The organism is Paenibacillus sp. EB106-05-06-XG162, assembly GCF_058791655.1.
Map to the genome: position 1 here is coordinate 71,568 of NZ_JBYTDT010000011.1, position 11,692 is coordinate 83,259.

14 protein-coding genes and 1 pseudogene are annotated in these 11,692 nt (G+C 47.7%); 12 read left to right on the forward strand and 3 right to left on the reverse strand.

Going from position 1 to position 11,692, the window contains the following annotated elements; translation table 11 throughout:
* Window positions 1–206 precede the first annotated feature (206 nt).
* The 6 genes from cls (at window position 207) to tsaD (ending at window position 5,022) form a co-directional block, all read left to right on the forward strand.
* Window positions 207–1,637 (forward strand): cardiolipin synthase, encoded by a 1,431-nt coding sequence (cls, locus tag AC3WU2_RS21030; RefSeq protein WP_492457011.1) that lies wholly within the window; start codon window positions 207–209, stop codon window positions 1,635–1,637.
* Between the two features lie 84 nt (window positions 1,638–1,721).
* Window positions 1,722–1,904, forward strand: coding sequence for an H-type small acid-soluble spore protein (locus AC3WU2_RS21035; RefSeq protein WP_492457012.1), 183 nt, complete (start codon window positions 1,722–1,724; stop codon window positions 1,902–1,904).
* Between the two features lie 175 nt (window positions 1,905–2,079).
* Window positions 2,080–2,598 carry a tRNA (adenosine(37)-N6)-threonylcarbamoyltransferase complex ATPase subunit type 1 TsaE gene (gene tsaE, locus AC3WU2_RS21040; RefSeq protein ID WP_492457013.1) on the forward strand — a complete coding sequence of 173 codons (519 nt, stop codon included), beginning with the start codon at window positions 2,080–2,082 and terminating at the stop codon, window positions 2,596–2,598.
* Window positions 2,595–3,425, forward strand: a complete 831-nt coding sequence (gene tsaB / locus AC3WU2_RS21045) for a tRNA (adenosine(37)-N6)-threonylcarbamoyltransferase complex dimerization subunit type 1 TsaB (RefSeq protein WP_492457014.1) — start codon at window positions 2,595–2,597, stop codon at window positions 3,423–3,425. Before tsaE ends, tsaB begins: the two co-directional genes overlap by 4 nt.
* A gap of 15 nt (window positions 3,426–3,440) precedes the next feature.
* The gene (rimI, locus tag AC3WU2_RS21050; RefSeq protein ID WP_492457015.1) at window positions 3,441–3,983 is read left to right on the forward strand and encodes a ribosomal protein S18-alanine N-acetyltransferase; all 543 of its coding nucleotides are present in this window, start codon (window positions 3,441–3,443) and stop codon (window positions 3,981–3,983) included.
* On the forward strand, window positions 3,976–5,022 hold the full coding sequence (gene tsaD / locus AC3WU2_RS21055) for a tRNA (adenosine(37)-N6)-threonylcarbamoyltransferase complex transferase subunit TsaD (protein WP_314590583.1): 1,047 nt from the start codon (window positions 3,976–3,978) through the stop codon (window positions 5,020–5,022). Before rimI ends, tsaD begins: the two co-directional genes overlap by 8 nt.
* Window positions 5,023–5,083: 61 nt before the next feature.
* Here tsaD and AC3WU2_RS21060 read toward each other — a convergent pair whose 3' ends face one another.
* The gene (locus AC3WU2_RS21060; RefSeq protein WP_492457016.1) at window positions 5,084–5,572 is read right to left on the reverse strand and encodes a CcdC family protein; all 489 of its coding nucleotides are present in this window, start codon (window positions 5,570–5,572) and stop codon (window positions 5,084–5,086) included.
* 386 nt (window positions 5,573–5,958) lie between these two features.
* Entirely contained in the window at window positions 5,959–7,902 is a 1,944-nt protein-coding gene (gene abc-f, locus AC3WU2_RS21065) for a ribosomal protection-like ABC-F family protein (RefSeq protein ID WP_492457017.1), read from the reverse strand.
* Window positions 7,903–8,049: 147 nt separating this feature from the next.
* Between abc-f and AC3WU2_RS21070 the strand changes: the two genes are divergently transcribed.
* The 5 genes and pseudogenes from AC3WU2_RS21070 to tatC all read left to right on the forward strand — a co-directional run bounded on the left by AC3WU2_RS21070 (window position 8,050) and on the right by tatC (window position 10,649).
* Window positions 8,050–8,691, forward strand: coding sequence for a 5-formyltetrahydrofolate cyclo-ligase (locus AC3WU2_RS21070; RefSeq protein ID WP_492457018.1), 642 nt, complete (start codon window positions 8,050–8,052; stop codon window positions 8,689–8,691).
* 106 nt (window positions 8,692–8,797) lie between these two features.
* The gene (locus AC3WU2_RS21075; RefSeq protein WP_018757598.1) at window positions 8,798–9,295 is read left to right on the forward strand and encodes a MogA/MoaB family molybdenum cofactor biosynthesis protein; all 498 of its coding nucleotides are present in this window, start codon (window positions 8,798–8,800) and stop codon (window positions 9,293–9,295) included.
* A 50-nt stretch (window positions 9,296–9,345) separates the two neighbouring features.
* Window positions 9,346–9,543, forward strand: a pseudogene (locus tag AC3WU2_RS21080) (molybdopterin-binding protein); the annotation flags it as partial.
* A 56-nt stretch (window positions 9,544–9,599) separates the two neighbouring features.
* Window positions 9,600–9,857 carry a twin-arginine translocase TatA/TatE family subunit gene (locus AC3WU2_RS21085; RefSeq protein WP_492457019.1) on the forward strand — a complete coding sequence of 86 codons (258 nt, stop codon included), beginning with the start codon at window positions 9,600–9,602 and terminating at the stop codon, window positions 9,855–9,857.
* Window positions 9,858–9,875: 18 nt separating this feature from the next.
* Window positions 9,876–10,649, forward strand: coding sequence for a twin-arginine translocase subunit TatC (gene tatC, locus AC3WU2_RS21090; RefSeq protein WP_379351433.1), 774 nt, complete (start codon window positions 9,876–9,878; stop codon window positions 10,647–10,649).
* A gap of 70 nt (window positions 10,650–10,719) precedes the next feature.
* On the opposite strand, the gene AC3WU2_RS21095 is transcribed toward tatC, so the two are convergent.
* Window positions 10,720–11,079 (reverse strand): transporter, encoded by a 360-nt coding sequence (locus AC3WU2_RS21095; RefSeq protein WP_492457020.1) that lies wholly within the window; start codon window positions 11,077–11,079, stop codon window positions 10,720–10,722.
* Between the two features lie 330 nt (window positions 11,080–11,409).
* Between AC3WU2_RS21095 and groES the strand changes: the two genes are divergently transcribed.
* On the forward strand, window positions 11,410–11,691 hold the full coding sequence (groES, locus tag AC3WU2_RS21100; RefSeq protein ID WP_018757602.1) for a co-chaperone GroES: 282 nt from the start codon (window positions 11,410–11,412) through the stop codon (window positions 11,689–11,691).
* The last annotated feature ends 1 nt before the right edge of the window (window position 11,692 follow it).

Genomic DNA, 11,692 nt, shown 5'->3' on the forward strand with positions numbered 1-11,692 from the left:
AGCACCGATTCGATTGGAATAGACTGCTATAGATGGGATTCTATTCGGTTGTCCGCCAAAACATGCCAAAAAAATATTGTGAATCCTGTGCAAAGATGATTGTACCTGCGTATAGGTTAAGGGAATTGTTGTTATAAATAAGAGTAGCGTGATCGAAAGCGATCATATCCTCTGAGCGGGGACGAAGGCGAGGGGGAATCAGAAGTATGGCATGGCTCGCACTGGCGTTAGTTGTATTTATATTTCAAATCGCGACGATCCTTATTGTGGAATTCCGGCATCCATCGAAGACGGTGGCGTGGCTGCTCATTCTATTCTGTTTTCCGGTGATTGGATTTGCGGTCTATTATTTCGTAGCCCAAGATTATAAGAATCGGAGGAAGGTTCGGAAGAAAGGGACTTCGATTTTTCGGAAAAAAAGAAAGCTCATCTGGCAGAATTCTTCCATTGTGACGCGGCATTTCCAGAGCAATAATTATGAACTGCGCCGAGAAGGACGATTGTTCCGGCTGCTGACGCATTTATCCGAAAGCCCGATTAGCGGCTGTAATGAGACGGTGGTGCTCACGAATGGTGAGGCAACCTATGAGGCGATGTTTAAGGCGATGGAGCAGGCTAAGCATCATATTCATTTGGAATTTTATATTTTTCGCGGTGATCGGATCGGTACAAGATTTCAACAACTGCTGTTGGAGAAGGCTAAGCAGGGCGTGAAAGTACGAATTATCGTGGACGGCCTTGGGAGTTATGGATTGAATGATCGGTTTGTGAAGCCGCTGAAGGACAGTGGGATTGAATTCTATAGCTTCCTGCCGCCGCTGTTCGCCTTGTATCATAAGAAGCTGAACTTTAGGAATCATCGTAAAATCGTCGTGGTTGACGGGAAAATTGGTTTTGTCGGCGGCATCAATATCGGTGATGAATATTTAGGAAATGATAAAAAGCTCGGATTTTGGCGAGACACACAGATTCAGGTACGCGGCGATGCCGTCTATTTTCTACAAAATTCGTTCGTAAATGACTGGTTTGTCGTATCGAATCGAGAACTCAGTGATCCTGACTTATATCCGCAGCATGAATGCCAAGGCTCCGAGCAGGTGCAGATGATTGCGAGTGGCCCAGATTCCCATTGGGATGCCATTCAGGAGATGTTCTTCGGGGGAATATCGGTGGCGAAGCATCGAATCTACATACAGACGCCTTATTTCATTCCCGATCTGAGCATTTTTACGGCGCTGAAGACTGCCGCAGTAAGTAAGGTAGACGTTCGTGTTATTATTCCGGGTGTAAATGATTCGAAGCTGGTGAATCTTGCGACCTTGTCTTATGTAGAAGAGCTGATGCAGGCGGGTGTTCGGTTCTATCAGTATAAAAAAGGATTCATGCATGCCAAGGTTGTCCTGATCGATCGGATGCTGGCTTCCGTTGGAACAGCGAATATGGATATGCGGAGTCTATTTAGCAACTTTGAGTTAAATGCGGTATTGTTCGATCGCGTTACGATTGACCGGCTCTATGCCGATTTCGAGCAGGATTTGAAAGATAGCAAGGAATTGATTCTGAAGGAATTCGAGCAGCGTTCCCGGATTCAGAAGGGCAAAGAAGTGTTGGCACGCATGCTGTCACCGTTGTTATAGCACTTACACCGAATTGAATGGGAACTGGGTGAAACGGGTATATTGTAGAGGACTACGAAGAACCATCAAGGAGGACTAGTAACAATGGATGCACGTCGTGCGCAAGAAATTTATAAGAGCCAAGATACCATTGCGGTGAAGCTTGATACTGGTGAATCCGTCTGGATTGAAAATGTAGATGAAGCCAATCAGATGGCGACCGTACAAATCGGCTCTCGTTCGACGGATACGCAGACGGTGTCCGTGAAACGGCTGAGTGAGCATTAAGCAGGAATGCTGAAATAAGAAGATGGTGAACCGGCCCGAACCCAAGATGCGAGCAAGCACGCAGTCTTATGGTTCGGGCCTTTTTCGAATCGCATGGGCTGTGCCTGAATATTGCAGGCAGGGAAGAGGGCCGATATAATAAGAGCATTATGCAATATGAATCAGGCAGACAGGTATGTTTGAATCATACGGAGAAGAACTGGAGTTGAAAGTGGTGTTTAATACGTATACATTCCGTTCCATGCAAGAAGCAGACACTGAACGGCTTGCTGCAAGGCTGGCGGATTGGATTCAGCCGGGGACTGTTATTGCGCTGGACGGTGATTTGGGAGCGGGGAAGACGCGATTCTCTCAGGCGCTAGCTCGCGCGATTGGCGTGCCTGATGTCGTGAATAGTCCGACATTTACGATTATCAAAGAATATGAAGGAACAACACTTCCTTTCTATCATATGGATGTCTACCGTCTGTCCATCGAAGAAGCAGACGAGCTTGGACTCGATGACTACTTCTTCGGGCAAGGGCTGACGGTTGTGGAATGGTCGAGTTTGATTACGGAGCTGCTGCCTGCAGCGTACTTGCACATTTATATTGAATACGCCGGGATGACAGAACGGGTATTCCATGTGCGTGCATATGGCTCTCCCTATGAGACATGGTGTGAGGAACTGAACAAGGAGGGGGCGTCATCATGATGAGCAAAGAAGCACCGCGCAAGCGGTTTTTGGCAATCGATACATCGACTGCGATGTTAAGTGTTGCTGTTGTTGAAGGTACACGTGTACTGAAAGAGGTCTCTTCATCAGCAGAACGCAATCATTCACTTTATTTAATCCCGACGGTGAAAGAGGTCCTTCATGCATTGGATCTGGGAGAGCAGGATTTGGATGGCATTATCATAGGCCGCGGACCTGGCTCCTATACCGGTGTACGCATTGGCGTGACGGTTGGAAAGACACTGGCATGGGTATGGAAAAAGCCGATTGTCGGGGTCTCAAGTTTGGAAGGTCTAGCACTCGCGGGGTGGCAGCACGGATTGCATGCGGAAGGAGCCGAAACTTCGGATGGTGAATTGGACATGCTCCCATTAAGTTCAATCGATGCGAAGCAGGATCAGCACTGGATCGTCCCGTTGATGGATGCCCGCAGAGGACAAGTCTATACTTCCCTGTGGTGCGGCGAGGTGGCTGCGGATTCGACCCCATGGGCCAATCTCGAAGAGGATCGGGTTCGGCTTATGAAGGAGTGGGTCAATCAGCTAGCGGAAAAGGCTGAAGTTGAAGGAACGCCATCTTCGATATGGGTCGTGGGTGACGTGGAATTGCATCGAGCTGAAGCGGAGCGTCTAGGTACGCTAGTCCGTTGTCCGGTGCAGATCGTTGGTCATACAATAGAAGCAAGATGGATTGGCCTTACGGGCGGCAAGAGGCTGATGCAAGGGGAGTATGATGATGCGCATCGATTGGAGCCGAATTATACACAGCTTGCAGAAGCGGAAGCGAAGCTGCTCGGGAAATCGTAGGGGGGAATGCGAATCATGGATGAGTATAAGGACCAGGCAACAGACGGGCTTTGCTTTCGGCTAATGCAGCTGAATGATATTCCGGATGTCGTCGAATTAGAAAGACAAGCGTTTACGCTGCCTTGGACAGCAAAAGCGTTCCGAAATGAGTTAGCGCACAATCATTTTGCTAAATATATGGTTATGGAATGGAATAACCAGATTATTGGCTATGGCGGGATGTGGTTCATCATGGATGAAGCGCATATTACGAATATTGCCGTTCGTTCGGGGTATCGCGGTCGGAAGTTGGGCGCTAGACTGCTTAAGGAAATGATGAAGACAGCAAGTTTTGTCGGGATGAAGAAGATGACACTTGAAGTCAGGGTGTCGAATCATATCGCGCAAAATTTATATCATAAATTTGGTTTCTCGCAAGCGGGCGTTCGTCCTGGTTACTATTCCGATAATAATGAAGATGCACTTATTATGTGGGCGGATATTCCAGAGCATTGGGAATCCATCGAATCTGGGGAAACAACCCCTGGATCGAAGGAAGCAGGTGACAGTCATGAGTAATCTAGGCGGCGAAGGAAAGCCGAATTATATATTAGCCATAGAGACAAGCTGTGACGAGACAAGCGTGGCAATCATTAAAGACGGCAAAGAAATATTGTCGAATATCGTTGCGAGTCAGATCGAGACGCACAAACGCTTCGGTGGTGTCGTGCCGGAGGTGGCTTCACGCAAGCATGTGGAGACCATTACGATCACGACGGAGGAAGCGGTGGAGGAGGCAGGCATCGCCTTAACCGATTTGTCTGCGATTGCGGTGACCATGGGACCTGGCCTTGTCGGGGCGCTGCTCGTCGGGATTGTAGCGGCCAAAGCGCTCGCAATGGCATTGGATTTGCCGTTGATCGGAACGCATCATATTGCAGGGCACATTTACGCGAATCAGCTCGTACATGAGATGGAATATCCGTGTATGGCGCTCGTTGTATCCGGTGGGCATACGGAACTTGTGCTGCTCGAGAGCGAAGGCGTATTTCGTGTGATCGGGCGGACGCGAGATGATGCGGTGGGCGAAGCGTATGATAAAGTCGCACGTGCGCTGCAGTTCCCATATCCGGGGGGCCCGCATGTGGACCGTCTTGCGCATGAAGCGGAAGCAGCAGTTCCATTGCCGCGTTCCTGGTTGGAACCGGATTCCTATGATTTCAGCTTCAGTGGTCTGAAGTCTGCGGTGCTGAATGTGATTAATCAGACGAAGATGCGGAACGAAGAATTAAACTTCGCGCATGTTGCACGTGGATTCCAAGAGTCGGTCATTGACGTCTTGACAGAGAAAGCGATTCGCGCGGCGAAGGAGTTCGAAGTAAAGCAGCTGCTCATATGCGGTGGCGTAGCCGCCAATCGAGGTTTACGCGAAGCGTTGACGGCTCGATGCGCAGCAGAAGGCTTGCCGCTGCTTATTCCGCCGTTCGCGCTATGCAGTGATAATGCGGCGATGATTGGTGCGGCGGCGTACCTGAAGTGGAAGCGCGGTGAGTTTACAGCGCTGGATCTGAAGGGGGAGCCGACATTGTCGCTCGAAGCTTGGTCCGTTCAAAGCTAGTCCATATACGAAAGGCTGTATCGATTCTCTTCATGGAAGAGTGTCGATACAGCCTTTTTTGTTAAATACGAACATTTGTATGCTGTAGCTTACGGTACTGCATCAACATGGCGATACGCCATGGAAGCAGCATGCCGAACGCGAGAATGAAGAAGAGACCTGCGCTTTGTGGGACCGTGATGTATTTTTCAAGCACATCATGAAGGATGACGCGAAGCACAAGGAGTCCGACAATGACGAAGATGAACATATTGGAGCGTTTCAAATAGATCAGCTCATCCTTTTGCTCAAATCGTGATGTAAGGATCAGCGGATAAGAGAAGAGAATTGCCCCGACGAGAAATGAGGCTAGAGCCCAAGTTAGCGGGACTCGAAACTCAGGTACTACGAACATGAGGAAGCCGGATACCATACCGATCGGCGGCATAATAATTTTTTTCATATTCGTAGGTTTGTTCGTAGCGCGCAGTCGTAGGAAGATAACGGCGGACCCGCCTAATATGGTTGCAAGAATGGAAAGGCCGTGCATAGAGAATATAGAGCCAGCCAAGACAATCACCTCATTGTGGAATATAGTGCGTTCAATGCATTAAGTCGTATTATAGCACAAAGCATCTGGAGAAATCTCCTCTTCCTTAGAGCTGATTAGGGGAGGTGACTTCAACCTTGTGGACAAAGTTATCCACATATCCGACGAGAGTTGTGCATAACTGCTATAACGCTATGGCGCGCAGTGGTGCGGGTTTTATGGAAATCGGGGATAGCTTTTTCATGTCGAATCGGTTATTTCTGTGGATAATGTGGATAAAAAAGTGAATAATTATGGAAATTGCATGTTACCCCCTCGTATATCAATAAAAAAAGCGGCCATATAGGCCGCAAGAAGGATAAAGTTATTCACTTTATTTGTGGATAAGGCTGTGTACAAGCGTATGCTTAAGCCATTGTCTCTTCCCATTGCTCGTACGTTAGAGCCAGACGGGACTTTTTCTCATCGATTTGGGTCTGAGTTTCCTGTACGGCAACGTAATCTTGATAGACCTCAGGAAGCGTGAGTTTGTGCTCCAGCTCCGTAATTTCCGTTTCAAGCTGTGCGATATCGGCTTCGAGCTGTTCTTGTTTGCGCTGTCTGTTTCGTTCATCGCGTTTTGCTTGTTTGTTGTCTTCGAAGGAAGAGGCACCGCCGGATGATTTGTCTACCGATCCGTTATTTGTTACGGATTCTTTGCTAGTCGCAGCTGCAGCTTCGGCTAACATTTCAGCAATTTCTTGCTTTTTCTCGACATAATCATCGTAATTTCCTAGGAAATGTTGCGTGCCAGTCGGACCAAGTTCTACGATACGCTCGGCCATTTTGTTCAAGAAGTAACGGTCATGCGAGATAAATAGTAACGTTCCTTCATAATCCATGAGTGCGGATTCCAACACTTCTTTGCTGAAGAGATCCAGATGGTTCGTCGGCTCATCCAGGATCAGCATGTTAGCTTTTAAGAGCATAAGTTTAGCGAGCGAGACGCGAGCTTTCTCCCCACCGCTCAACGACATGACTTTCTTAAGCACATCTTCTCCGCTAAATAAGAAATTGCCTAACACGGTACGGATCCGTGCTTCCTCTAGATGAGGATAGGCAGACCAGAGCTCCTCGAGTACGGTATTATTCGGACTAAGTCCTGTCTGTTCTTGATCGTAATACCCCAGTTTGACATTCGTTCCCCAGTTAAAGGATCCGCTTAACGGTTCCATCTGTCCGACAAGAGCCTTCAATAAAGTGGATTTGCCAATCCCGTTCGGACCAATGAGGGCAACCGTCTCCCCCCGCCGCAAGTCGAGCGAGACATTCTTGAATAGGGTTCCTTTATTCGGAAAACCCATGGCAAGATCACTAACCTGCAGCACTTCCTTCCCGGATGTGAGCTCCACTTCGAAGGTGAAGGACGCTTTCTTCATATCACCAAGCGGTTTCTCTAGACGATCTATCTTCTCGAGTGCTTTACGGCGGCTCTGCGCGCGTTTGGTCGTCGTTGCGCGTACGATATTTTTACGGATGAAATCTTCCATCTTCGCGATTTCAGTCTGTTGACGTTCATAGTGCTTGCTCTCGATTTCGTAGTCAGCTGCCTTAAGCTCGATATACTTGCTGTAATTGCCGGTATATCGCTTCGATTGATGCCGCTCGATTTCGACGATGTTCGTGACTAGGGCGTCGAGGAAGTAGCGATCATGCGATACAACGACGATGGCGCCGGCGTATCCGCGCAAATAATCTTCAAGCCAAGTTAATGTTTCGATATCCAGATGGTTCGTTGGCTCGTCCAACATGAGCACATCTGGGGCTTGCAGCAGGATGCGAGCAAGGGCAAGTCGGGTCCGCTGGCCGCCGCTTAACGTATGAATGGGCGTATCGAAGGAGAAGTTCCCGAATCCCATCCCATGTAGAATAGATTTGATCTTGGTCTCAACTTCATAGCCGCCTTGTTCGCGGAACCAATCTGAGCGTGTGGCATAGCGGTTCAACGTGTCCGCATATTTCTTATCATCTGCCATCAACGTCGGATCGGCGATTTGTTGTTCTAGATCACGCAGTTCTTTCTCTGCATCAATCAAATGCGCGAAGACCTGCAGCATTTCATCCCAGATCGACCGATCGGATTGCAGGCCGCTGTTCTGGGCAAGATACCCAAGGCGTGTCTCTTTGGCTTTGAAAATTTGCCCTTGATCTGGACGGATTTCACCGGCGATAATCTTAAGCAGTGTAGATTTGCCCGCGCCGTTCACACCTACAAGACCGATTCGTTCTCGATCATTGACCATCAGGTTAATATTTGACAGAATATTGGTTACACCATAATTTTTCGTTATTCCTGAAGCTTGAAGCAGCATTTCGTCGATACCTCCAACACATGTTCACGGTTTCATTAGTACATATTGTACATGAATTTTGAGGAAAGTGCGAAGAAATGGAAGGATAACGTTGAAAACTAGCGAAAGTAAATGAACAATGGTAAACTAAGGGTGTGATTTCGTTAAATGAGCGAGAAACAAGAGATTCGCAAGCGAATCAGGACCTTGCGAAAGGCCCTGTCCGCGAGTGAGCATCGGGTGAAATCCGAACGAATATGTAGAGAAGCTGCGAGGTGGGTTGATCATAAGGCCCTGTCGGGAGAACAATCCGCGAATCGTAGCGTTTTCGTCTATCTTCCCTATGAACACGAGATCGATGTCATTCCTTTCATTCAACATTGCTGGGACCGGGGATATGCGGTATATGCACCACATGTGGATCAAGCCGCTGGACAGATGCAGTTGTTCCAGATCCGATCGTTATCCGATGTAGAAGTTGGCAGCTACGGCATTCGGGAACCGAAATTATCGCTTCCTCTACTACCTGCGACTGGGTGGGCAATGCTTGATTGGGTTGTCGTACCAGGGCTCGCCTTTGATCAGCATGGGGGGCGGATGGGATACGGCGGTGGCTATTACGATCGTTTTATGGCAAGAGTTGCTGCGTCACATCCAGAAGAATCCGATCGAAGGCCGCTATGTATTGCGTTGGCATTCGGGTTACAGGTGATTGATCATGTGCCAATGGAGGTCCATGATTTGCGTGTAGATTGCTTAATTACGGAAGACATGACACTCGTTATAGACTCAGCCAGTTATAATGGCTAGCTTGATGATGATTGATATAATACATGAATTTTTCTTTTATATACGATAGAAGTACTACATGGAAAAACTATATATTGAAGTTCGACATTCGAGGGAGGAGTGCGAAATGATCTGGAGAGTAGGAATCCTAACCGCTAGCGATAAGGGCTCAAGAGGCGAACGCGAGGATACGAGTGCGCAAGTCATTCGCGAGATGATCGAAGAGGAGCTTGGCGGTGAAATTGTCGAGTATCGCATTGTACCGGATGAGAAGGATGAGATTATGGCGGGATTGATCGAGATGGCCGATTATTTCCAGACTCATTTGATCTTGACGACAGGCGGGACAGGCCTAGCCGAGCGTGATGTCACACCGGAAGCAACGTTGAAGGTAGTTGACCGTGAGGTACCGGGGATGGCGGAGGCCATGCGCGCAGCATCTATGGTGAAGACAAGACGGGCAATGTTATCGCGCGGAGTATGCGGGATTCGTGGAAAGACATTAATTCTGAACTTACCGGGGAGCCCGAAAGGTGTGCACGAGAATCTCAATGCGGTCATGGACCAACTTCCGCACGCACTCGACATCATCACAGGCCGTTACAAGGAACACCAAGATGAATAATCGAAGTATTTCTTCTTCGCTTCTTTTCCGAAGCCTACTGTAGATCGCATCGATTTGTACCGGACGATATGGTGATAATTGTCACGAAAATTCCCTAATTGAAGGAACAAATGTGTGATATGATACTGCTGACAGGCGGGACGTCTGTAGATCCCGATGATCGGACGCCTGAAGCAATCCGGCAAGCAGGCGCAGAAATTGTCCGCTATGGGACGCCAATGCTGCCAGGTTCCATGTTATTAATGGGCTAGAACAGAATCGATATTATTTTCGCTGATGAAGTGAACGAAGGGGGATATGCAAGGTGGGAGGCATAGGCGTTACAGGCTTTATTTTGCTGATTATCGTCGCATTGTTATTGTTCGGCCCGAATAAGCTGCCTCAATTAGGTCGCGCATTTGGTCGGACATTGCGTGAGTTCAAAGAGGGAGCGCGTGATATTATCTCAGACGATGAGTATGATGATCGCAAACCCGCGAAGCAAGAAATTCGCAGTATGGACAGCACATCGCAGCCTGTACTGGATCAGAAGCACGCGAATGATAAACGTTTACCTGATTAATATTAGCGTGGTGGTTGTATGACAGAGCAGCATATCGAAGCAGACGACATGACGATATGGGAGCATATCGGCGAGCTGCGCAGACGAATCTTCTATATTCTGATTGTATTGGTCCTTGGGATGATTCTCGGGTTTGTCGTTACAGACCCAATCTATAATTATCTAATTGCCATTGCGCCGGTAAAAGACATGAATTTTCATGCTTTTTCGATGTGGGATGCAATCGGTATCTATATGAAATTTGCTTTTGTGATTGGTTTAATCGTAGGTCTGCCGTTCACGGTCTACCAGGTCTGGTTGTTCGTACGCCCGGGGTTACGCGATGTTGAACGCAAGGGTGCCGTGCAATACATTCCGTTTGTTCTGCTATTATTTCTAGCTGGACTTGCTTTCTCCTATTATGTTGTATTTCCACTCGCATTCTCGTTTACGACGGAAATGACGAAGCATATGGGACTCGTGGAGACCTATGGGGTTACACAATACTTTTCATTCTTATTCAATATTCTCATTCCGATCTCGCTCTTGTTCGAATTGCCGATTATCATTATGTTCTTGACCAAGATTCGAATTGTGAATCCGAAGAGATTGCGTAAAATGCGAAAGTTAGCCTATTTTGTATTGATCTTCATCGGTGTACTAATTACACCGCCGGATTTGATCTCAGACTCGCTCGTTGCTGTACCATTGATCCTGTTGTATGAATTCAGCGTATGGTTGTCTTCGCTTGTCTATCGGAAGCAGCTTGCACGAGAACAAGCTTGGGAAGAAGAGTTCGAATACGAATCGTAGGAACAATAGAAGACGCTTATCGGATGAACCGATAGGCGTCTTTTTGACTAGGATCGTAAGTTTTCATATTTTAGAAGCATGTAAAAGATGCGATCTGTCTCAAGTCTATGCCGAAATACATCCAGAAGAAGCCATTCCAGCGGAACCCGGCTACGGAGTCGCGTCCGACGAATACAGGGAAGAACCAGAATTGCTGGCCGTTGTTCAGCCATACATACGTATTTCGGAACAGACAACGGCTAATGGCTCCTGGATCTACGGCGAAGACACCTGCTTGCGCTTGGGGCATAGCCGGTGTGAATTGTGGTGGCGGTGAGGTTGGAGCTTGGGCTCCGGAGGGTCCAGGTGTAACCGGCGGCAGTCCAGGCGGTCCTCCGAAGGGAAAGAAAGAGCGTCCGCCTGGTGGGCGTCGTGGAGGTATAAATGCCATGAAGTTCACTCCTTATCGTTATTTTAGCAATCTTATCCTTAACGTATGGGGGCGGATGACTATCGGCTTGGGCACGTGTCTTGGTACGTGTATTTATTTTTCTTGCGAGTATCGTTTGGCATAATTTGGTTGAAATTGGATAGAATGGGTAGGTGTGCCGAAGCGGAAGAATGTTTGAAAAGTTCATGTAAATTTAGAGAAAAGGACTTGAAATGTTCTTCCAAAATAGGTATCATAAAAATTGTTATTAGCACTAATGGTGAACGAGTGCTAATACATTACACATAATGGTTAATGCTTAAAAAACATATTTAAAGGAGGCTATTTTTCATGATCAGACCTTTAGGTGAACGCGTATTAGTTGAAGCAGTAGAGAAAGAAGAGACAACAGCATTCGGTATCGTATTGCCAGACTCCGCGAAAGACAAACCACAAGAGGGTAAAGTTATTGCGGTAGGAATCGGCGCGGTGAAAGATGGCGTTCGTATTCCGCTTGAAGTGAAAGAAGGCGACCGCGTAATCTTCTCGAAATACGCTGGCACTGAAGTGAAATTCGAAGGTAAAGAATACTTGATTATGAAAGAAAGCGATATCCACGCGATTATCGGCTAAT